This is a genomic window from Nostoc sp. C057, from assembly GCF_013393925.1.
Classification (GTDB): domain Bacteria; phylum Cyanobacteriota; class Cyanobacteriia; order Cyanobacteriales; family Nostocaceae; genus Nostoc; species Nostoc muscorum_A.
This window is the reverse complement of the sequence record NZ_CP040288.1, coordinates 191619-210952: the sequence shown is the minus strand read 5'-3', so window position 1 is coordinate 210952 and position 19334 is coordinate 191619. Positions and strand designations below refer to the sequence as shown.

At 40.7% G+C, this 19334-nt stretch carries 28 protein-coding genes and 1 pseudogene; 13 read left to right on the top strand and 16 right to left on the bottom strand.

Annotated features, from left to right (window positions below):
* Positions 1–75: 75 nt before the first annotated feature.
* The 11 genes from FD724_RS35625 to FD724_RS35575 form a co-directional block, all read right to left on the bottom strand.
* Positions 76–675: an alpha-ketoglutarate-dependent dioxygenase AlkB gene (locus tag FD724_RS35625; protein ID WP_179076374.1), complete on the bottom strand. Its 600-nt coding sequence runs from the start codon at positions 673–675 to the stop codon at positions 76–78.
* Between the two features lie 45 nt (positions 676–720).
* Positions 721–1482, bottom strand: coding sequence for a hypothetical protein (locus FD724_RS35620; RefSeq protein ID WP_179076373.1), 762 nt, complete (start codon positions 1480–1482; stop codon positions 721–723).
* Between the two features lie 45 nt (positions 1483–1527).
* Positions 1528–1986, bottom strand: coding sequence for a DUF1392 domain-containing protein (locus tag FD724_RS35615; RefSeq protein ID WP_179076372.1), 459 nt, complete (start codon positions 1984–1986; stop codon positions 1528–1530).
* Positions 1983–2381 carry a helix-turn-helix domain-containing protein gene (locus FD724_RS35610; protein ID WP_179076371.1) on the bottom strand — a complete coding sequence of 133 codons (399 nt, stop codon included), beginning with the start codon at positions 2379–2381 and terminating at the stop codon, positions 1983–1985. Before FD724_RS35610 ends, FD724_RS35615 begins: the two co-directional genes overlap by 4 nt.
* Entirely contained in the window at positions 2378–2608 is a 231-nt protein-coding gene (locus FD724_RS35605; protein WP_179076370.1) for a hypothetical protein, read from the bottom strand. The genes FD724_RS35610 and FD724_RS35605 overlap by 4 nt, the downstream gene beginning before the upstream one ends.
* A 66-nt stretch (positions 2609–2674) precedes the next feature.
* On the bottom strand, positions 2675–3505 hold the full coding sequence (locus FD724_RS35600; RefSeq protein WP_179076369.1) for a hypothetical protein: 831 nt from the start codon (positions 3503–3505) through the stop codon (positions 2675–2677).
* Between the two features lie 112 nt (positions 3506–3617).
* Positions 3618–3998 carry a hypothetical protein gene (locus FD724_RS35595; RefSeq protein ID WP_179076217.1) on the bottom strand — a complete coding sequence of 127 codons (381 nt, stop codon included), beginning with the start codon at positions 3996–3998 and terminating at the stop codon, positions 3618–3620.
* Between the two features lie 22 nt (positions 3999–4020).
* The gene (locus FD724_RS35590; protein WP_179076368.1) at positions 4021–4224 is read right to left on the bottom strand and encodes a hypothetical protein; all 204 of its coding nucleotides are present in this window, start codon (positions 4222–4224) and stop codon (positions 4021–4023) included.
* A 76-nt stretch (positions 4225–4300) separates the two neighbouring features.
* Positions 4301–5641: a transposase gene (locus tag FD724_RS35585; protein ID WP_179071337.1), complete on the bottom strand. Its 1341-nt coding sequence runs from the start codon at positions 5639–5641 to the stop codon at positions 4301–4303.
* Between the two features lie 76 nt (positions 5642–5717).
* Entirely contained in the window at positions 5718–6002 is a 285-nt protein-coding gene (locus FD724_RS35580) for a hypothetical protein (protein ID WP_179076367.1), read from the bottom strand.
* A gap of 102 nt (positions 6003–6104) precedes the next feature.
* Positions 6105–6995 (bottom strand): hypothetical protein, encoded by an 891-nt coding sequence (locus tag FD724_RS35575; protein WP_179076366.1) that lies wholly within the window; start codon positions 6993–6995, stop codon positions 6105–6107.
* 183 nt (positions 6996–7178) lie between these two features.
* Between FD724_RS35575 and FD724_RS35570 the strand changes: the two genes are divergently transcribed.
* Positions 7179–7424 (top strand): helix-turn-helix transcriptional regulator, encoded by a 246-nt coding sequence (locus tag FD724_RS35570; RefSeq protein ID WP_179076365.1) that lies wholly within the window; start codon positions 7179–7181, stop codon positions 7422–7424.
* A 109-nt stretch (positions 7425–7533) separates the two neighbouring features.
* Positions 7534–8439: a hypothetical protein gene (locus tag FD724_RS35565; protein ID WP_179076364.1), complete on the top strand. Its 906-nt coding sequence runs from the start codon at positions 7534–7536 to the stop codon at positions 8437–8439.
* Positions 8440–8483: 44 nt separating this feature from the next.
* On the opposite strand, the gene FD724_RS35560 is transcribed toward FD724_RS35565, so the two are convergent.
* Together FD724_RS35560 and FD724_RS35555 are read right to left on the bottom strand one after the other, a co-directional pair.
* Positions 8484–9005, bottom strand: coding sequence for a GNAT family N-acetyltransferase (locus FD724_RS35560; RefSeq protein ID WP_179076363.1), 522 nt, complete (start codon positions 9003–9005; stop codon positions 8484–8486).
* Between the two features lie 4 nt (positions 9006–9009).
* A complete protein-coding gene (locus FD724_RS35555; protein WP_179076362.1) occupies positions 9010–9549 on the bottom strand; it encodes an adenylate kinase in 540 nt (179 codons plus the stop codon).
* 172 nt (positions 9550–9721) lie between these two features.
* On the opposite strand from FD724_RS35555, the gene FD724_RS35550 reads away from it, so the two are divergent.
* A complete protein-coding gene (locus FD724_RS35550) occupies positions 9722–9943 on the top strand; it encodes a hypothetical protein (RefSeq protein WP_256874710.1) in 222 nt (73 codons plus the stop codon).
* A gap of 21 nt (positions 9944–9964) precedes the next feature.
* On the opposite strand, the gene FD724_RS35545 is transcribed toward FD724_RS35550, so the two are convergent.
* Together FD724_RS35545 and FD724_RS35540 are read right to left on the bottom strand one after the other, a co-directional pair.
* Positions 9965–10336, bottom strand: a complete 372-nt coding sequence (locus FD724_RS35545) for a hypothetical protein (protein WP_179076361.1) — start codon at positions 10334–10336, stop codon at positions 9965–9967.
* Between the two features lie 666 nt (positions 10337–11002).
* A complete protein-coding gene (locus FD724_RS35540) occupies positions 11003–11239 on the bottom strand; it encodes a hypothetical protein (RefSeq protein ID WP_179076360.1) in 237 nt (78 codons plus the stop codon).
* Positions 11240–11371: 132 nt separating this feature from the next.
* On the opposite strand from FD724_RS35540, the gene FD724_RS35535 reads away from it, so the two are divergent.
* From FD724_RS35535 to FD724_RS35490, 10 genes and pseudogenes are all read left to right on the top strand, one after another.
* A complete protein-coding gene (locus FD724_RS35535; protein WP_179076359.1) occupies positions 11372–11572 on the top strand; it encodes a hypothetical protein in 201 nt (66 codons plus the stop codon).
* A gap of 389 nt (positions 11573–11961) precedes the next feature.
* A complete protein-coding gene (arr, locus tag FD724_RS42230) occupies positions 11962–12432 on the top strand; it encodes an NAD(+)--rifampin ADP-ribosyltransferase (protein WP_372726549.1) in 471 nt (156 codons plus the stop codon).
* A gap of 585 nt (positions 12433–13017) precedes the next feature.
* Positions 13018–13272: a hypothetical protein gene (locus tag FD724_RS35525; protein ID WP_179076357.1), complete on the top strand. Its 255-nt coding sequence runs from the start codon at positions 13018–13020 to the stop codon at positions 13270–13272.
* Positions 13269–13672: pseudogene (locus FD724_RS35520) on the top strand (type II toxin-antitoxin system VapC family toxin). The gene FD724_RS35525 and the pseudogene FD724_RS35520 overlap by 4 nt, the downstream one beginning before the upstream one ends.
* A gap of 5 nt (positions 13673–13677) precedes the next feature.
* Entirely contained in the window at positions 13678–14142 is a 465-nt protein-coding gene (ybaK, locus tag FD724_RS35515) for a Cys-tRNA(Pro) deacylase (RefSeq protein WP_179076356.1), read from the top strand.
* Between the two features lie 388 nt (positions 14143–14530).
* Complete coding sequence (gene hxsA2, locus FD724_RS35510) at positions 14531–14821, top strand: His-Xaa-Ser repeat protein HxsA2 (RefSeq protein ID WP_179076355.1); 291 nt, start codon at positions 14531–14533, stop codon at positions 14819–14821.
* A 530-nt stretch (positions 14822–15351) separates the two neighbouring features.
* Positions 15352–15684, top strand: coding sequence for a His-Xaa-Ser system protein HxsD (hxsD, locus tag FD724_RS35505; protein ID WP_179076354.1), 333 nt, complete (start codon positions 15352–15354; stop codon positions 15682–15684).
* 10 nt (positions 15685–15694) lie between these two features.
* Positions 15695–17170: a His-Xaa-Ser system radical SAM maturase HxsB gene (hxsB, locus tag FD724_RS35500; RefSeq protein WP_179076353.1), complete on the top strand. Its 1476-nt coding sequence runs from the start codon at positions 15695–15697 to the stop codon at positions 17168–17170.
* Positions 17155–18339, top strand: coding sequence for a His-Xaa-Ser system radical SAM maturase HxsC (gene hxsC, locus FD724_RS35495; RefSeq protein WP_256874709.1), 1185 nt, complete (start codon positions 17155–17157; stop codon positions 18337–18339). Before hxsB ends, hxsC begins: the two co-directional genes overlap by 16 nt.
* A 10-nt stretch (positions 18340–18349) precedes the next feature.
* Positions 18350–18547, top strand: coding sequence for a hypothetical protein (locus FD724_RS35490; protein ID WP_179076352.1), 198 nt, complete (start codon positions 18350–18352; stop codon positions 18545–18547).
* 194 nt (positions 18548–18741) lie between these two features.
* Here FD724_RS35490 and FD724_RS35485 read toward each other — a convergent pair whose 3' ends face one another.
* Positions 18742–19278: a thermonuclease family protein gene (locus FD724_RS35485; RefSeq protein ID WP_179076351.1), complete on the bottom strand. Its 537-nt coding sequence runs from the start codon at positions 19276–19278 to the stop codon at positions 18742–18744.
* Between the last annotated feature and the right edge of the window lie 56 nt (positions 19279–19334).

The window sequence follows — 19334 nt, the reverse complement described above, 5'->3', positions numbered from 1 at the left end:
TGAGACTGTGCCGCCGATTTAAGTTTTTGCAATACTTGTGCTGGCTATGAAATCATCAACACGCCAGCTACAGCGTTATCTCCCGCCTCCGGTGTGCGGTCGAAATGTAAGATTAATTCGGGTACTAACCACTTTGTTAGTCTTGGGAACTTGATGCAGATGAGTCGATTGACAGCCAGGGTGCATCACAAGCAAACTCCCGTGTTCCAGCCAGAAGTCCGTTGCCCTGCCATTTCTCGGTTTGATTTGAAATTTGCGACATGAACCCAGGCTTACCGATGCGATTGCAGGGTTAGATCCCATCGATGCTTCATTGTCAGAATGCCACCCGATAGAATCAGTCCCCGTGCGGTATTGATTGCCGATGACGATGCGGAATTTGTAACCAGTTAGCGCAGTGATTCTGTCCCGCAAGTAAGCGAGTTTTTCTGTCCAAGTCAGGGGTTTCAAAAATACGCTGTTGGAGTAGAGATAATCGCAGCCGTAGTCCCCGTAAATGCACTCCAGGCGGGGGACAGGCATTGTTTTACCCATGATCCTGATTTGGTTCTGCTGCCACTCCAGTTTCAAGCAGTGTTGGTAGAGTTCGTTTGCTTGTTCTAGAGTTAAGAAATCAGGATAGTAAGTGACTGGAAGAACAGGAATTGATTCAGTGAATAAATTCAGTTGTTGCATGGTACTTTTCTCCAATTAAAGAAAGTATTCTGAAGACCATTGCTGTTAGTTTTGACCACTAGAGAAAACCTCAATCAACACACTCTCTGGATACAAACCAACTTTTCCAAACCGTGGGTCATGAATGCGTTCTATTTCTATGCCTTGTTTCCGACACAATGCACTTGCCTTTCTACCTTTAGTACCGGCTTCTTTAACCGATATTTCTAAACCTTGAAGATTTGCGAAACCGACAACACTATATTTGTGGCCGCATGGGGTGTTTACTCTGTCTTGCTCAACTTCAACAGCTTTTAGCCGGTGCAAAATTTCGGTCTGTTGCTGCTGCTGTTGGAGTAAATGCTGTTCTTGCTCTGCCAAGTGTTTAGCTAGAGCAGCGAGTAACTGTATTTCTGTCATTCCTGTTTTGTTGTCAGTGACAGGTTTAGTCCAGCCCAATTTATCTTGAATCCATGCCCGAATGCCGATGGTGTTGAATGAACGGCATACCAATCTGGCTTGTTTAGTGCAGTATCTACCAGCTTCGTAAGCGTAGTACTCTAAGATAATTGCGATCGCAATGTCGGGGATACCGTCGGTTCTCCACTGGCTGAGGTCGGCGGCTGAAAATCCTTGTAGCATAAGCTCTTTAGCTAATTTCGAGGGTGCTAGGTCGGCGCTTGATTTCAAAGCTTTTCTGATCGATTCATCATCAACCCCAGCCAGTCTTGCAGTTGCTCTAACACTGGCTTTCGCTTGACCATTAGCGTCAACTTCAATCTCTTGAGAGATTTGTTCGATGATTTCGGCGATTTGAATTGCTGACATAATTTTTCGTTGTGTAATGATTTGTGGTTGTGTGATTAGAAAAACTCAAGTATTTACCCGCACTAAACTTTTTTCACCAAGCAGGGAGAAGCGATTCGATATAGTTGGTGTCTTAATTAACGTTGGTGACATCAATTCAACAAGGTAAAACCAAGAATTATGTACCAGCGCAATCCCTAGAATCAGCCGTTGTTTTGTTCCTTTATCGTGAGAGCAGAGGATCACTCTTTCACCCAGAACAAAAGTAGGTTTTTGCACGTTGAGGGCTTCTAACTCTCCAGTGGCGATAATTTGGTTTTGTGTAGCGTGGAGTATTTCATTACGGCAATCAATTGAATAAATCCAACATTCGTGTTTCCATTGCATACCGCAGCAGTAACCAAATCTCCTTGTAGTTCGTAGGAAAACTCTCTCCAGTAAATTAACTGCAACAGGCGGAATTGTTTGTCCCCAAGGCGGGGAGAGATACCAGCTTGTTTGAAGTGCGTTAATGTGGTCAATCATGCTTGTTTCCCTAATAGGTAATTAATCGCTTCAACATCAAGAGCAGCAATACGTTTTTTAATGGATTGTGGGGGATTCTCAAAAAACTGTTTTAAATCCCATTTCCGAATTTGGTAATGTCTGGCAGAGCGTCTTGTAGCTTTGAGCCATCCTCTTTTGACCCATCTTGTGACAGTTGAGAAATTCAATTGAAGAACCTGAGCAATTTCTTTACAAGAATAGTTATCAAGAGTGGGACGGGCTGAATAACCTAAGTTGTTTAACTTCAGGTAAATTGCAACTGGTGTGCGTTGATATCCTCGCCTTTTTAGGATTGAAGCTATTTGTTTGACTGTATAGACTTCAGCTTTTTCTTCAATAATTGCGAGTTCTTCATCAGTCCATTTGATACTCATCTGATTACTTTCCCTATTGATGCAGATTTAGTAGAAGAATGTTCTGGTACAATCCGAGCGCTGATAGATTCAAAATCTACTTGGAAGATGTTCATATCTGTGGACATTTCCCCAGCGTTGTAGCAGTTTACGATGTGCTGTCTAATTGCGGATTGATTCAGCCCATCAGGGATATCGATATGTGCTTCGCTGGTGATTCTTTCAACAACTGTAACGATGACTTTCATGGTTAATTCCTATCTGATTAATTGAGGATTCAGAAGTCAGAATGATTCTGAATCCTGATTTCTGATTTACACTGCTCCGGCTTTTGCTGTTTGCAACTGTTGCATCCATGCGTTGATTGCTGTTAACTCATCCGCACCACTAGCAACAGCATCAACAACGAGATTTTGATACAAAGATTCGGCATGATTGGGATAGTCGCACTTATCTGCTGCCCAAGCCAAACACATTGTTTTTACTAATTCATTAATCTTGCTAATATGAAGTAGACTTGGGCGGTCAACATCCTGAAATTGCAACCACTCTCTGACTAAATCAAGAGGATAATCAAGCAAAGTGCGAATATTTTTAACTCGCAAGTCTTGAGGATGTACTGCTTGAGGGACTACGCTAAGTTTTGGTGTAGATGAAATGGTTGAGGAATTACCACCTAAAACAGATTGAATGTCACGAATGATTGTTGCCCAATCCAAATCTCTACTCCATTCTCTGTAAATCTTGGTTTTGGTTGCAGCATCGTAAAGATTACAAAAAACTGTGTTTTCGTCGCCAGCAGTAGCAACGATAATCAGTGGTTTGGAGAAATCTTGGATTAATGAGGCAGCTAAAAGGAAGCTTTTAGCAAAATTGGTTTCAATGCCAGTTCTCACTACATAAAGTTCATCAGCACTGACAACAATATCCAGCTTCAAGTTGTCCTTGCCTTTAAACTCTTTAGTCGTTAGGCGGAGTTCAGACAAATATCCAGTTAATGCTCTCTGGGCAACAGGGATTTTCTTCTCCTGGCTGATATTGAACTTGTACCAAACGAAAGATTCTCCATCTACTTCACCCTGATTGACATATAAATAGATGGGTTCGGGAGGGTTGCATAAACCTAGTTTAATTTCAGTAAGCATATTTTGCTGGGGTGTGTGATAATTAGTGGTTTGTAACGTAAACTTTCAGTGCTTTACGATTGCTTGAAGAAAAGCTGATATTCAAGCAATCGCTTTTTTACTAAACAGAAAGTTATCGATTCCGCTCTAACTCCCATTGCAGATAAGTCAAAGCAGTTTGAGCATCAGCAATGTTTAAATCTGGCTGATACCCTGCTGACAAGAGTTGTTTGTAATCTGGGTGCGTAGCAATCTGGGATATCAAATTTTGGGCTTGTTCAACTAAGTAGTGTAGATTTGGGTTAGACATTTCTATACCGAGCCTGGAACATAAATCTTCCGCTTTAACTCCGAAAGTCCCTGGTTCAATCTCGGTTTCTAACTCTTCAAGCAGAGATTGAAAATTAGGGTGTTCATCATTAATTTCAACCTCAAATAAATCTGTACTCTTTGTAACGAGAGTTGCCCAATCGGGTAAAGTCTGTGGAATGGTTTTTGCGTAAAGTTTCATCATTGTGTCCTCTGGTATTAATAACCTAAAAATCCTCGGCAATCTCCAACAAAAAGCCGCGTCCCGTGTTCTGCACTTTCACCAGTTCTTTATCCAGCAAGGTTTGAATAACTGAATCGGAGAATTGGAATTGCAAACGGTGCAATGGAACGCAACCACCACAAAGCTGAATCGAACGCAGCAAATGATTGGCTCTACGGTCAAAGTTTTCGTCAACCGTATTAGGCATTTGTGAAACCTCCGGTGACTATGGCTAACTGTTGTTGCAGAATTACTATTTGCTGTTGATCAATACCTTTGCCAATTTACGAGGGTTCAACGCCTGTAGAAACGTTATGAATCCGTCCCAAAGAAGTAATCTTGGCAAAAATCTGGGTTAATAAAATAGGCTCAGGCATTTCCGGAAGCATTTTTAAGATTTCACGGACATATCGAAAACCACGATAATGAGTCTTCAGGTCAATAATGCCAGAGTCGGGATTAAGGAGACGAAAATCCAAGAGAAGATGATGGGACAAGTTGACCATGAAAAATGCTAAATTAACAGCATTAGTCACAGCAGTTTGGCTTAAGTTCATGAAATCTTCCAGTCCCCAAAACTGCTTGGCATCACGGAAATTAAACTCGATTTGGAAGCGCAATTTGTAGTAATCTATTATTTTTTCGTAGGACAACTTTAGGTCACTAGAAAATAGAATTACATGACTACGAGCATGAGTTTTAAGATTAATTTTAACTAAAATAACTACATTTAGTGCTTGGGCAAATTCCTTGTGAAGGAGAGTGCATTGATAAACATCAGTTTGAATTTCATCCTCTATGCTACTTTTACGCAAATACTTATCAGGTATGTTATGGTAGTCAATCTTATCACCGTATTTACGACGAGAGCGTTTATGGGAGTCAGGATGTTGATATGGGATATACAATGCAGAATCGTGGCGCAACTTAGAAATTATGTGTAAGTTAACAAGACGTGCCATCTGCAAAGCATTATTGTTACCAAAATGCCCATCTAGCACTAAGTAAGTAAGCGGCACAAATCCAGCTAATAATTTGAACAGCGAATTAATCATCTTTTGAATTCGCACTAATTCAGATGTTAAAATCACCTCGGCTTTATTCTTATTCTTACTTCCTTTTGGTCGTCCACGCTTACGTTTTTCTTTAGGCTTTATTTCTGAGGCTAATGTTGAACTACTTTTTTCTACATCGCTCTTAATCACCTGTTCTATTTGAATGGGAAATGAGTGCCTTTGTTCAACACTTACTAATGATAATGTAAAGAAAGACAGTCCTAATATCGGTTTACTTACTAGGCTGGAAAAGAATCTATCCAAACCATAAGTTTTTTTACCTGATTTACTCACTACAACTTCATCTCCTGCAAGCAAATACACCTCATTTGCACGGAATAAATGCTTACGGAAAAATAGCCAAAACAACGTCGCCCAAGGTATTACTGTCTGAAAGAATCTTAATATCGTCCGATAACTACCACCAGTGCCTGCCCAACGCGAGATTCCCAACATCGTGACTCGCCCGCTCATCGTTAACATAGCCAGGATTATTTGGTTAAATTGCCGCATTGTTGTCGCGTTGATCTGCGGTAGCAGGCATTGTAGCAGTGATAAGATATCAGGCATGGGCTGCTTGTAGTGTTTGATTTATCGTTGTGAGAGACAATAAATCTACTACGAAATGCCCTACCTCTTCATACTCTTATTTTGGCAATGGTATTGGTTGATAAAACTCAATTTCTGCGGTAATTTCTGAGAATAATTCCTGTGGGGAAAGCGGCTGAATTTGATTCTCTTGCAAGTACGATATCTCCTCAGAATTCTTGTTAGGCATCAATACGTAACGCCATCCTTCATCAAATTGTTCAGCCAACTCTGTGCCAGAGGGATAGTAGTAAAGTCCTAGAATCGTGCCTTGTTCTGTACGCTGATCCAAAGCAAAGCGAGGGTAGCCCCAGTGTTGAGGGATTGATATCGTGGGTTGCATAGATTTAATTGGGGATTGGTGAATAAATAATTAGGGGAAGGGAATGAAGAAATTTACCTTTCCCCTTTCCCCTTTAACCTTTTCCCAGGCGAAGCCCAAGACTTACGCTGTGACTAACTCCGTTCTCTCCAGCAGCCGTTGCAATTTATTGCCAGTTAGCTGTTCTAACGGCTGATCTAAAAAATATTCCTCAAAAATGGATTTACCATCAGTAGACATGTCCACCATCGACAATGAGCGCACAGCATCAAGCACCGAATTAGAATACTGTTGCTGGACTGAATAACGCCTCTTCACCCACCAGTTCCCGTCAGTGCATCCGACTTGCCCCAGTTTCACGCCGTTGTTGTTGTAAATGCCATCATCGAGAATTTCAAACCCGTAATTCTGGCACTCGTTGAAGATATGCGCCATGATTTGGTTTTCGGTCGAAGAGGAAAGCATGGGGGCAGAGGCGCAGAGGGGCAGAGGAGAAAGTTGTTGTAAGTTTTTCCCCTCTGCACCCCTGCTCCCCTGCACCTCTGCTTCTTCTTGCACAGGTAATGAGCCGTCTTTGTGGTGAGTACAGATGAAGCGATCGCAACGCATTAGAGTGTTGGCACGAAATATTTCTTTACTGTTGACCATTACTACCCAGCGTTGGGTTAAGTGGTTGTCGTCATGGCTGATGCTGGCTACCAGTTTGTCATCAGCGTAATATTCGTGATGGTCAAACGAGATTTCGACTATTGTGAGGAGTTCGGGAGCTACGGCTTGGGCTTGGTCAGCGATGTAGTTGTCGAGTTCAGCTTGGGCTTTGCTTTGTTCGTCGGGGGCAGCAAGGGTGACTTTCTGAATCTTGCTTGTCTGATATTCAGCGATCGCAGTAATCCAAGAATCCTTACAGCGTTTGTCGCTTACTTCGACTGTGCAGGCGATTTCGCTGTAGATTTGCTTGAGTCGGGCAATCGATTTCAGTTGCAGCTGTTGTTGGCTGTAGATTTGGTATGTCATGATAAGTAAACTCCTTGAAATTAGGATTAGAGAAGCGCTCTAGATTGGTAGTCGGGGGCGCTTTCTCTACATCTTTATAGTACACTACTAGTTTACAGTGTGTCAACTAGTAGTTGGTAGTGTATAGTAAAACTAATAGTTAACGCTTTACTCTAAGGAGGTGGTAGTGTGATTAGTGCAAAAATGCGAATAAGACAAGTCAAGGAAGTTGAAATTGAGGGGCTAGGAGAGCGGATTAAGCAAGCTCGATTAGATTCGAGTAAGTCTCTAGAGCAAATATGTGATGAAGTTGGTTTGTCGCGCACTTACTGGTACGACATCGAAAAGGAAACTCTTAAAGGGGCGCTTTCAATTGAAAACCTTCGCAAAATCGAAGAAGTTTTGGGAGTTTCCTTTGGTGTAAACCTGGAGGAAGATTGTGATATTTAATCATGCTACTGCTAATCCACAGGTTTTTTTGATGAGTACTTTGGGAGAGATTATCGCAACTAAATATCACACTTTGAGCAAATGCCATTGAACTAAAAGAGGTGGAAACATGAATAAACCAACCTCTAAGCGTAAAAAGCCCACCCCTGCTTCATCCAGTGATGACACGCCACCAGATAACCTGACCCAAGAAGAAAACCCAGCTACAGCAACAATTACGGTTAGTGCTGTTGAAATTCCTGAATTAACCGAGCAGGAGCAAAGCGATCGCCTACTCCTGGAGAGGAAAGTGGAACGGGCGTTTTTTGAGGCGGGGAAAGCGCTGACGGAATTGAGGGACAGACGGCTTTATCGCTCCACGCATAAAACATTTGAAGATTATTGCCGCGATCGCTTTGGGCATAGTCGTCGGCAATCTTATCTTTTAATGGATGCGGCAGTTGTTTTCGATAATTTGATGAAAAAATGTGATCCAATGGATCACATTTTGCCAACTAACGAACGTCAAGTCAGACCAATGACAAAGCTTGAACCCCACCAACAGCAAGAAGTGTGGGTAAAAGCAGTGGAGCAGTCAGGGGGTAAGGTGCCACCAGCTAGAATCGTTAAAAACGTAGTGCAGCAAATAATGGAACGCACCCAAGTACCCAACACCTACCAGCTAGGAGAAGTGTGCCAAATCCTTACCAAAGACAATCCCGAACTCAGAGGCAAAAGTGGCTGTTGGGCTATTGTCAGCGCAGTGAATGACTTTAGTTGCACGGTGAAAATGTGGGATAGCGAGTACGCCGTTGGGTTGCAACACCTGAAGTCTTTCAACTACCTGCCCGAAGAATGTCAGCAGATGCAATTAATCAGCGATCGCATCAGTCGAGTGTATTCCGATTTACTGGAGGAGACAGTCAAAAGTCTGTTGCAGTCGTTGGGGAAACTGAATCGACCCTATCTTACTGCGGTGGAAGAGAAATTGTTGAGTGTTGTGGAGTTGGAATATGGGAACGAGATAAAGTTTTAAGAATTATGGTCGTTTTTATATAGTAAGTGTGCAACAGGTTCTCGTTAGGCATCATGGTTGAAGTGTAATGCCAGATGCTCCTCATCAAAATATCTACCATCAATAAATAAAGCATCACGCTCTAAACCGAAACGCTCAAAACCCCGTGAGCGATAAAGAGAGGCGGCTGGTAAATTGTTTGTAGTGACCGTGAGAACGATCTGTCGCAGACCATCAAGCCGTCGAGCATGGGATAATGCCTCATCAAGAAGCGCGGCTCCAACACCTCGCCCTCGATTCTCAGGTAAAACATACATACTCCAGAGAGAACCAATGTGAACACGCTTCAAACGGTTCTCGCGTGAGAAGCCAAGCATACCAATAAGTTTGTCTCCATCGCTGAAAGCACCGAAAATGCCGTTAGCAGAATTATCGTGAGGGCGAAGTCTGGCAGCAAAGTCGCTCAAAGAAAAACAGGATTCCTGCTCATAACTCGAACCAAAAGCCGTTGGCGACTCTCTCAATGCGAACAGACGCAGATCACGGTAAACGCCGATATCTTGGGTGTTTAAAAATCTGATTTCCATAGATTTATGCACCATCTTTTAAATTAATCTGGCACTCAATTAATTCAAAGAATTGCGAAATTTCTTTAGTCGAGCGAATATGATAAACATTTTTCATGCTTTGAGTCTGCTCGATAAACTCACGATATTTTGGGGTCAAATATTTGTGACATAACCAAAGCGTGCGGTAGCTAGTAAGCGAACTCCTCAATATTGGACTATTGTCAGGCCAGCCTGATGGCGGTTTAAAGTAACCTGTAATGAATCGTTTAGTTACCAACCATCCATGCACATATAGAGGTAGATCGACAAAAATTAGAGTATCTGCCTCGTTCAGTCTTAGCCAGAGAGTTTCCATGCAGCCAAACCCGTCAATAATCCATCGGTCAGTAGCTAAAATTTGCTGATGGACGCGCTTATAATCTTCATGTGGAACCTCAGTTCCCCCTGATTGATATTTGATCTTGTCCAAGATGTGAAGTGGTAAATCAGTAATTTGGGATAATCTTTTGCTTAGAGTTGATTTACCGCCTCCAGCATTGCCAAACACCGCTACTTTTTTCATTCCCACTCTCCTTTTAGGGCGATCAAGTTCAAGCTGGCACAAGTTTGTTACGAAAGAATAAGAGCTTTACTTGTATTACCTTTATAATACAAGATATATTACAGAAAAAATGTATTACTTTGCCCTGGTATCATGCACTGTCAAAACCTGGGGTGGCTAGTACGCTGTTGGTTTGCAGCATCTCAAATCTTACAATTACCTGCCTGCCGAGTGTGAGCAGATGCAGGTGATTTGCGATCGCCTGGGTCGGGTGTATTCGAGTGGGCTGGAGGAGTCAGTGCAGAGGTTTTTGGAGTCGCTGGGGAAGCTGAATCGGGCTTATTTGACGGATTTGGAAGAGAAAGTGTTGAGTGTTTTGGAGTCGGAAATTACACATAAGGAAGCCTGGGGGTAAGGCAGGGATTTATGTGAGCGATTAAGTCATTGTCAATGAAGTCTGCTGTTCGAGCCGACTTTGTAAATCTACAATCAGGTTTTCTCCACTGCGTCGGGCTTCCCATACACCAGAATACTGCAAACCTATATTCCACTCTCCTTGCATATAATCTTCATTTTCTGAAACCATGCCTGTATATCTAACTGGTACAGGTGAGGTAACTAAATAACGTTTAGTAAAACTGACAGTGCGCCCAATTACCTCGCCATTGACCTGAGCTTCTCCTAAATAGTTGTCATCCAAAATGGAACCACTAAAAGTATTTCCACTCTGAACAAAGGTTGCTTCAAAGCGACTAGGAATGTCATCTTGCCAGTAAGTTCCTAACCAATTACCATTAAGGTCTGCCATATTGTTTCCTAGTAAGGATGTCTATGCGCTCACCCGAATTGAAGTAATTGACGCAGCAGGTAGTTTACTCACTATTGTTAAGCTGAAACCGTCAACCGCCCAATTGTATCGATATTATCGCTGTTGAGTATCGCAGTAAACCCTAGTAAAATACGACAGTAGAAGGGGGAAGATAACGGCAGTATTCATTGGTGAACGATTATTAGGAATGGCAAGGATTACTCACAGGCGTACTATCATTATGAATTTTAGAGTCAGGGCAATCGCTTGGTCGAGTCGTGGAAGTACATTCCCAAGCGGTTACTGAAGCGGATTTAGGAGATGGAGTGGGAAAAAACGGCAGTGAAGGAGATATTGCAGTTATTGGGAGCGAAAAAATGATAATTCTGAAGCTGTCACCCTAACGGCTGTTGAAATCTCTGGGCTAATCAGCCAAAACAGAGCAATCACTTTTTATTAGAGCGAAAAGATATATCCCGCTTGAAAACGTGAAACTCCTGCTGTGGCTGGGTGTAGACGGTTGGGTGCAGGGTGTAGGAAAAAAAATCAGAAAAGCCAAAACTAAGTGCAACCTTAATAAATTCCTTTATTACTAAACCCCACACCCATAGGTCTTATAGTCGATTTAGCTTTAAGGGGCGTGCCATTGGGTTTTATGACAATGTGCTAAGGATGAATAATGCCGAAGTAAATAGCGACGACACTTAAAATAATCACGCTAGTAATCAGGGTGAGGGCAATACGAAACCCCCTGTTAGGCAATTGTTCACGGGTCAGCACGCTATCTGCTTGTACCTGAGTTAATGGCTCAGTTTTTGATTTGGACTGAATAGGGGAAGTAGTATCCTTTGACAAAGGAGCTTTACTCTCGAATTTTGTTGTTTCCGCTTCTGGTGATTGCATAGATTTTTGTTGATTTTTTGGGCTATCTTTACAATTGTTAATAAAATTTTTAATTAATACCTCTTTCTTAAGAAAAGTTTTGCTAGAGAATATACTTCTACTAAAGGATTAGTAAAGCTAAACCTAATTAATGTGATCTGGGCGAAAACAAGAGGTTTAGCAGACGGTGTACAACGAGCCGATGGTAAAGTACCACTTATCGCATTGTTAAATATGGGTGTAACAAATTATGGAACGCACCCAAGTACCCAACACTTACCAGTTAGGCGAAGTATGCCAAGTTTTAGCCAAGGACAACCCCGAACTCAGGGGGAAGGGTGGGTGTTGGTGTGAGGTAAAGGTTATTTGCAGCCGCTCAAGCGAACCGTTAGCAGTAGTTACGATGCACTTCAACAGACTAAGGACAAGCAACTAAATCGAAATTACAATCATTACGAGACAAAGTAATCATGGAATTCAACCCAAACAACAATGTTGTTAAACTCTGTCTTCAAGGTATGGGCATGGAAGAAAAAGGCAAACCAGAAGAAGCAAGTAAACTGTTTCTTCAAGCCTGGAACGAAGCGACACACGACTTTGAAAAATTCATTTCAGCCCATTATGTAGCTCGATATCAGAAAAATATTTCTGACAAATTAAAATGGCTCGAAACGGCTTTGCAGTTTGCATTAAAAATAAATAACAACACTGTTAAGAGTGCAATACCTTCTCTATATTCAAACATTGCCAAATGCTATGAGGACTTAAGCGACCCTGACAAGGCAAGAAAGAATTATGAATTAGCAACTTCGTTTAAGGATAAACCTTCTGACAAAGGCCCCTTTTATCATGGAACGAAAGCAGATTTGCAGGTTGGCGATTTGCTGAGGGCAGGGGGCAGTTCTAATTACAAACTTGAACTCAAAATGAATCACATTTATTTCACAGCGCTTGTCAATGGGGCGGGACTAGCTGCTGCATTAGCAAAAGGCGATAACCGTGAACGTGTTTATATCGTTGAACCAACAGGGGAGTTTGAAAATGACCCGAATGTTACAGACAAAAAATTTCCGGGCAATCCGACACGCTCATATCGCTCCCAAGCACCATTAAAAATCGTTGGCGAAGTCACAGATTGGGTGAGACAAACACCTGAAGAACTCCAAAAATGGCGTGAAAAGTTGGCCAATAACAAAGGAGAAATTATTAATTAATTTCTAAGATTCCCACATCCTGCTCACCGATTGAAATCAACGGCCTTATTTAACGGCTGTCGAAGAGAAATTGTTGACGCTTCTAGAGTCGAAGTATGGAAGAATACCCTGAAAATTTTGGCAATTTGGCATCCAATGTCTTTGGGTTGCAGTTTCAATGGAGTTAGCAACGCAACGGGACAGTCAAAAAGTTGTACGAGGGAAAAGATAAAACTTCCCGCTTCTTGACATCCAGCTATGCCAGTTGTTTAGTTGAGTGCTGTAAAACCCCTCTACATGATTGATTCATACAGCGTTCAACAGAGTTCAGTTCCCACTCTACAACTGGCTAGAAATGAACAAAACTCAATAGAATCTCAGAAGATGTAAATAACTGGCATTTCTCTAAGAGCGATCGCACGGCTGCGGGAAAACGAGGACTTGGAAGATGCCCCAACTGCTATGCTGAAGCATCTGGGGGAACTGAAGCGACCGTATTTGAAGGCTATAGTGAAGAAGCTGTTGAGTGTGATTGAAAAAGAATACGGCATCATAGATGAGATACCACGTAATTTTCAATCAACCAAGGACTAGGAGAAAACAGTAATGCAAAGTATTAAGTTATGTTCTCATGTTGGGGCTGATGGCATTTTGCACCTTGAGATTCCTGTTGGCATAACAGACAAAGAAATGGAAGTCGTAGTGATTTATCAACAAATAGAACCATCAGCACCCCCAAAAACACCCGAAGAATTGGGATGGCCAGCCGGATTTTTTGAGCAGACTTACGGTAGTTGTCAAGACGATCCAATTGTTATTGACTATGAAGGTGATTTTGAGACAAGGGAAGAAATTGTGTGAGGTACTTATTAGATACCAATGTTTGTGCTCGTTATCTCAACGGTAGGTCACTCTTGATTCGAGAACGCTTACAGTCAACAAATGTAAAAGATATTGCTGTGTGTTCGGTCGTCAAAGCAGAACTATTTTATGGTGCAATGAGAAGCAATAATCCCCAAAGAACATTAGCTAGACAGCAAGAGTTTCTTAACTTATTTGTTTCTTTACCATTTGATGATTCTACAGTACTGGTTTACGGTAGAATTCGTGCAGAATTAGCAGCAAACGGTACTCCAATAGGCCCCAATGATTTTCTTTTCAAATAGCTGCGATCGCTTTGACGCATAGCTTAACGCTAGTCACGCACAACACCAGAGAATTCAGTCGCGTCAGTGGATTGGTGATTGAAGATTGGGAGTAAGAGCAATGAAAACCAATGCTGCTCGACTACTGGATAAACTAGGTATTCCCTATCAAATCCTCAGCTATGAAGTAGATCCTGATGATCTGGCTGCTGAGAGTACAGCCCAGAAACTGGGTCTTCCGCCAGAGCAAGTTTTTAAAACTCTAGTAGTCAGAGGTGACACAACAGGTATCTGTTTTGCTGTTGTGCCAGGAAATGCTCAGTTAGATTTAAAAGCTTTGGCGCGGATTTCAGGAAACCGCAAGGTTGAGACAGTTGCTCTTAAGGAAGTCCAGCCACTAACAGGATACATACGTGGGGGTGTAACAGCTTTAGCTAGCAAAAAAGACTATCCAGTTTACCTTGATGAAACAGCAACCCTATTTGAGCAGATCACTGTTTCTGGTGGGATGCGAGGAATGCTGCTTCTGCTATCCCCATCTGACTATTTACGTGCGGTTAATGGCACTTTGGGAGCAATTGTATAAAATTAGTACAGAAATTTTCGTAAGTTAAATTCTAAAAGCATAAGGCGATCGCTACTTGAAGAAAGCTACACCGCAAAGATTCCGTGGGTAGATTGTGACTGCTCGAAAGCAACTAAGGTTAAGGTCAGTTATATGCTTAAATAGTCGAATTAAATGCGATTGATGAGTACTTTTAAGAAAAACTATTTAGTCAATATTACTGTTGTTATGTATGAAACTCTGTAGTTAAAGTGTTAAGTGTATGAAAAAGCAGCAAGCAAAAAATAGTCTAGGTTTTGAATAAGTTACTTAAAAACCGTGTTAAAAATCATTTGGTGCTTGATCGATGTTTGATTTTTTCTGCTGTTGCATATTCATACAACAAACCTTTTTTATTATAGAACCGAGCATGACTAAGAAGAATAGAGGATTTCTGAAACCAGTAGGGTTAGTAGTGGCAGCTTTACTTAGTACAACTCCTTTACCAGGAAATGCCGCTTCTAGTGAACGTTTGAGTAATGCTTTTAGTAAATTAAGTGTAGAGAATGCACAGGTTACTAAAAGTGATAACTTAGATGAACAGCTTGTGATCGCACCATCAGCAGGAATAAACAAAGAACAACTAATAGCAAGACATTACTCACACCGTTCTCATAGCTCTCATCGTTCACACAGCTCCCATTATTCCAGTAGCAGGTAAGTAGCTTGTTATGAGAATTTATGTATAGAAATCATATTTGATTTTTGTAATCTACGTAGGGTGAGTTATGCTTTGCTATAACCCACCCTTGTATTTTATATTTAAAAAAAATTTAATCGGATTGTTATTGAATAATCAGTGTTGCTAGGTTGATAGTTGTTTACTGTTAGACATATACATCCCTGCGTATTGTCTCGTATTTTTTTGCAGAAATCAAATATGGTTCCTATATTCAGCAGACTCACTTACCTGTGTATTTAGTATAAGTAGTAATATTACTGAGGGCAAATGTTGTTTTTCACTACTATGCTATTAGCCTGAATCCCACAAGTAAAAACAAAAAATAATTAGCCAATTATGACTAAGAAAAACCAAGAGTTTTTGGAATCTGTTGGATTAGTATCGGTAATTTTACTTATACAACTTCCTTATTATCTGTAAGTAGAAATTGAGGACAGTTAATAGCAATAACTTACCCACAAATTTTTTCCTAGCTCTCAGTATTATCACTATTCAAATTGTTAGTAAATATGGCATTATCAGATAACAGTTTTATCTTAGAAGGTAATCAGGCAAAACTATTTATCAATTTAGATTTATACAGTCTGAGTGCTATTAAAAAGACAGCTTATAAGTTTGCCTCTCAATGTTCTGTGTTTTTACAAGATAAACAGGAACAAGAATTATGCGTTCTATTCACTTTTGCTGAACCCACAGTTTCTGAGAAAATACAACAGGTCATTGCTGATTTTTCGGATGAACTTATGGATCAAGACTTGCGAGAAATCATTGCTAAAGAAAGCGAGGCAGTACGCAACTTAATACTAGCTCAAGCATTCTCCAAAACTTCATTAATAGCTTAATTAAAATAAAATGGGATTACCCGTTTCGCAACGATTTAAACCTCTAGATTTTTACAACCAGAGCTTAATATCAGGGTATCAACTCTTACCGTTTCGCTTTATCCGGCTTGATGCCAAGCGATACGTACTGACTAATGAAGTAGGGGAATATGTTGTCCTGCCCCAAAACCTATTACAGGACTTTGTACATAAACTACTGGTTCCCAATTCAATAGTCTATAACCAGCTTAAATCAAAACATTTTCTATTAGATGCTGATTCATCGGTTGCTTTAGATTTACTAGCTTTAAAGTACCGGACTAAAAGTATGCAGATTGCTAACTTTACCAGCCTGCATATGTTCGTTGTAACCTTGCGCTGTGATCACTCTTGTCCTTATTGCCAAGTTTCTCGCCAAAGCCATGATAGAACTGCTTATGATATGTCTGCTGCTCATGCCCACAAAGCATTAGAGTTTACGTTCCAAAGTCCAGCGCTAAACATCAAGATAGAGTTTCAGGGTGGTGAGCCGCTACTTAATTTTGATTTGATCAAAGAGATTGTTTTGGCAGCAAAACAAAAAAACTTGACTCACCAAAAGAACCTACAATTTGTTATTGCTACTAACCTCTCACAGATTAATGAAGAAATCTTACAGTTTTGCCTAGAACACGATATATTAATTTCTACTTCTCTTGATGGTTCGGAAGACTTGCATAATGCGAATCGTCCTCGTCCCGGAATGAATAGTTATCAGTTAACCATTGAAGGTATTCAGCGAGTACGGTCAGTTTTAGGTATAGATAAAGTTGGCGCACTTATGACTACTACTAAAGCCAGCTTGCCCAGAGTAACAGAAATTATTGATGAGTACATTCGTCAAGACTTCCACAGTATATTTCTGCGGCCTTTAAGTCCTTATGGTTTTGCAATCAAGACTAAAACATATGAAGCTTACACTACTTTAGAGTGGTTGGAATTTTATAAGAAGGGACTTGATTATATCCTGCAAATCAACAAACAAGGATACCAATTAGTAGAGGATTATACTAGCATCTTTTTAAATAAGATGCTGACACCTTTTGGAACTTCCTACGTTGATTTGCAATCACCATCTGGTATTGGTATTAGTGCCATCATTTTCAATCACGATGGAGAAGTATACGCTTCAGATGAGTCTAGAATGTTAGCAGAGATGGGAGATAAAACATTTAGGCTAGGTAATTTACAGACCGACACTTATGAGCAAATGATGCTCTCAGATGCGCTTCTCGACCCACTAGAGCAATCCCTGTGTGAAAGTAGTCCAATGTGTCAAGATTGCGGTTTCCAAGCTTACTGTGGCAGCGATCCAGTTTATCATCATGCTACCCAAGGAGATTATGTTGGACATAAGGCTTTTAGTGGTTTTTGCAAGAAAAATATGGAGATTTTACGGCATATTATCACTTTACTAGAAGATGATCCAGAAGCCAAGGAAATATTATTTAGTTGGGTAAGCCATTAAGTATGCTAAAACTTTACTCTCGGAAAATTGAATCTATCAGTAAGTGGACATCTGAGCCTTTTATCGCTCGTTTAACCGACAATATTAACCTTCCATTTGCTTTAAGGCATGAGGCTATTTTATTAGTGAAACAGCCCCTCTCTGGTGGACTACCCACAGGTTTCAGGGCTTACTTTTTGATTGATAATACTAAATATGATACTAATCAAGTTAATAATTGTTTTCGCCTAAGTGAAGAACTGCATTATTTGAGTGCTGAAGATGTAGTTCGCTTTGACCCAGAGCAGCATACTTTGAGTGTTATGTACCGCCGTCATTCAACTTCTAACTCTTTGTTAGTAACAGAACGTTGTAACAACTATTGCTTAATGTGTTCTCAGCCTCCTAAAAATATAGATGATGGATACTTAGTCAAAGAGCTATTGACTGCTATTCCTTTAATAAGTAGAGAAAGTAAGGAAATTGGTATTACAGGAGGTGAACCCACCATGCTTGGGGAGGATATGTTAATTTTGATAAGGGCATTAAAAAACTATTTGCCTGAAACTTCTGTGCATATGCTTTCCAATGGTAGAAAGTTTGCCTATGAGCAGCTTGCTTCCCAAATTGCTCAAATCAAGCACTCTGATTTAATGATTGGGATACCCTTATATTCAGACATTTCTAATATTCATGACTATGTTGTTCAGGCAGATGGAGCCTTTGATGAGACAATTCGCGGAATTCTTAATTTAAAACGCTATAAACAAAAAGTAGAAATTCGAGTTGTTATTCACAAACAAACTTATTCTCGTCTGCCGGAATTGGCTAGCTTTATTGCACGTAACCTTCTATTTGTTGATCACGTCGCTTTTATGGGTTTAGAGATGATGGGTTTTACCCGCCCTAACATTGATGACTTATGGATTGACCCAACTGAATATCAGCTACAGTTGGTGGAAGCGGTTGAAATTCTTACACGAAACAAAATGGTTGTTTCAGTTTACAATCACCAGTTATGCTTACTTGATCCACGTCTATATCCTTATAATCGCAAGAGTATTTCTGATTGGAAAAATGAATATATGTCAGAATGCAAGGCTTGCGTTGAAAAAGACCACTGTGGTGGCTTCTTTAGCTCTGCAATGTTTAAATATAGTGAAAATATAACACCTTTCCTTACTAAATAGTAGATAAGCAATGTTAGAAAATAGTTCCAATAATGAATCTGTTAATCTATCAGAAATCGGACTAAAAAACACTAATTTAATAGATGAAGCTTTTGGACAAGGCATTATTACCGTTAATGAATATCGGTTGCTTCTAGGGTTGCCTGCATTTGTTGGAGGAGATGTGACCTTAAAAAAGAAAAGCTTGGTAGAACAGTGGAAATCTTAGGTTTTATAAAACAGGCTTTTTAGCATACGGTAGTAATAATGCCATTTCTTTGTGAGGCTGCGCCAAATTTTCTTTCTTCCTTTGCACCCTTTGCGGTTCGTTCCTTATATAATTTGGCGCATCTTTATACAGAATTGGTATAAGGCGCAAAGAAGTAAGATTACCAAGTTTTAATGATCATGCTGGCAATAATCTCAAGGGAACTCTAAGTTGCTTTGGCTCCACACTCCAGCCTTTGATGTGATCGCTATCCTCTGGGCATTCTCGAAAGCTATTTGATTAGGGCATTCCACTTCACCAAGCCGCGTTTTAGCCAAGCCGCTTTTAAGCAGTTCTTCCTGAAAACTAATCTCAGTATCGCCCTGTCCGTGAGCCATCACTTCAGCAACAGTGTGCCCATCGCTGTCTTTTGCTACTGGAATAATCATCAGTTGGTTATCGGCAGCAGCGACTAGCTTGAGTAGTTTATCTTTTGCTTCATTGCTCAATGCTTGTGCTGGCACTTCACCTTGTTTCAATTCCGGGGCATCAATTCCACAAAGCTCAACTGACATTTGGCTGCCATCGGTTTGGCGGACTGTAATGCTGTCCCCATCTGCCACTTGAATAGCTATCCATTCTTCAGTAAGCGCGATGGATGGCTGGTTAGCTTTTTGGAAAATCGAGATAGCGCTGATGGTAGCTCCAGCGATCGCAGTTAAAATTATGCCAGTTATCCACGATGGCTTCATGTTGCTAGCTCTGTTATTGCAATATAAGAAACCACAATTTTAACCGGGAATATTTC

What these genes read in the sequence shown, in the direction of transcription:
- FD724_RS35625 (WP_179076374.1), bottom strand. Translation starts at nt 675, where the DNA reads ATGCAACAACTGAATTTATTCACTGAATCAATTCCTGTTCTTCCAGTC.
- FD724_RS35620 (WP_179076373.1), bottom strand. Translation starts at nt 1,482, where the DNA reads ATGTCAGCAATTCAAATCGCCGAAATCATCGAACAAATCTCTCAAGAG.
- FD724_RS35615 (WP_179076372.1), bottom strand. Translation starts at nt 1,986, where the DNA reads ATGATTGACCACATTAACGCACTTCAAACAAGCTGGTATCTCTCCCCG.
- FD724_RS35610 (WP_179076371.1), bottom strand. Translation starts at nt 2,381, where the DNA reads ATGAGTATCAAATGGACTGATGAAGAACTCGCAATTATTGAAGAAAAA.
- FD724_RS35605 (WP_179076370.1), bottom strand. Translation starts at nt 2,608, where the DNA reads ATGAAAGTCATCGTTACAGTTGTTGAAAGAATCACCAGCGAAGCACAT.
- FD724_RS35600 (WP_179076369.1), bottom strand. Translation starts at nt 3,505, where the DNA reads ATGCTTACTGAAATTAAACTAGGTTTATGCAACCCTCCCGAACCCATC.
- FD724_RS35595 (WP_179076217.1), bottom strand. Translation starts at nt 3,998, where the DNA reads ATGATGAAACTTTACGCAAAAACCATTCCACAGACTTTACCCGATTGG.
- FD724_RS35590 (WP_179076368.1), bottom strand. Translation starts at nt 4,224, where the DNA reads ATGCCTAATACGGTTGACGAAAACTTTGACCGTAGAGCCAATCATTTG.
- FD724_RS35585 (WP_179071337.1), bottom strand. Translation starts at nt 5,641, where the DNA reads ATGCCTGATATCTTATCACTGCTACAATGCCTGCTACCGCAGATCAAC.
- FD724_RS35580 (WP_179076367.1), bottom strand. Translation starts at nt 6,002, where the DNA reads ATGCAACCCACGATATCAATCCCTCAACACTGGGGCTACCCTCGCTTT.
- FD724_RS35575 (WP_179076366.1), bottom strand. Translation starts at nt 6,995, where the DNA reads ATGACATACCAAATCTACAGCCAACAACAGCTGCAACTGAAATCGATT.
- FD724_RS35570 (WP_179076365.1), top strand. Translation starts at nt 7,179, where the DNA reads ATGCGAATAAGACAAGTCAAGGAAGTTGAAATTGAGGGGCTAGGAGAG.
- FD724_RS35565 (WP_179076364.1), top strand. Translation starts at nt 7,534, where the DNA reads ATGAATAAACCAACCTCTAAGCGTAAAAAGCCCACCCCTGCTTCATCC.
- FD724_RS35560 (WP_179076363.1), bottom strand. Translation starts at nt 9,005, where the DNA reads ATGGAAATCAGATTTTTAAACACCCAAGATATCGGCGTTTACCGTGAT.
- FD724_RS35555 (WP_179076362.1), bottom strand. Translation starts at nt 9,549, where the DNA reads ATGAAAAAAGTAGCGGTGTTTGGCAATGCTGGAGGCGGTAAATCAACT.
- FD724_RS35545 (WP_179076361.1), bottom strand. Translation starts at nt 10,336, where the DNA reads ATGGCAGACCTTAATGGTAATTGGTTAGGAACTTACTGGCAAGATGAC.
- FD724_RS35540 (WP_179076360.1), bottom strand. Translation starts at nt 11,239, where the DNA reads ATGCAATCACCAGAAGCGGAAACAACAAAATTCGAGAGTAAAGCTCCT.
- FD724_RS35525 (WP_179076357.1), top strand. Translation starts at nt 13,018, where the DNA reads ATGCAAAGTATTAAGTTATGTTCTCATGTTGGGGCTGATGGCATTTTG.
- ybaK (WP_179076356.1), top strand. Translation starts at nt 13,678, where the DNA reads ATGAAAACCAATGCTGCTCGACTACTGGATAAACTAGGTATTCCCTAT.
- hxsA2 (WP_179076355.1), top strand. Translation starts at nt 14,531, where the DNA reads ATGACTAAGAAGAATAGAGGATTTCTGAAACCAGTAGGGTTAGTAGTG.
- hxsD (WP_179076354.1), top strand. Translation starts at nt 15,352, where the DNA reads ATGGCATTATCAGATAACAGTTTTATCTTAGAAGGTAATCAGGCAAAA.
- hxsB (WP_179076353.1), top strand. Translation starts at nt 15,695, where the DNA reads ATGGGATTACCCGTTTCGCAACGATTTAAACCTCTAGATTTTTACAAC.
- FD724_RS35490 (WP_179076352.1), top strand. Translation starts at nt 18,350, where the DNA reads ATGTTAGAAAATAGTTCCAATAATGAATCTGTTAATCTATCAGAAATC.
- FD724_RS35485 (WP_179076351.1), bottom strand. Translation starts at nt 19,278, where the DNA reads ATGAAGCCATCGTGGATAACTGGCATAATTTTAACTGCGATCGCTGGA.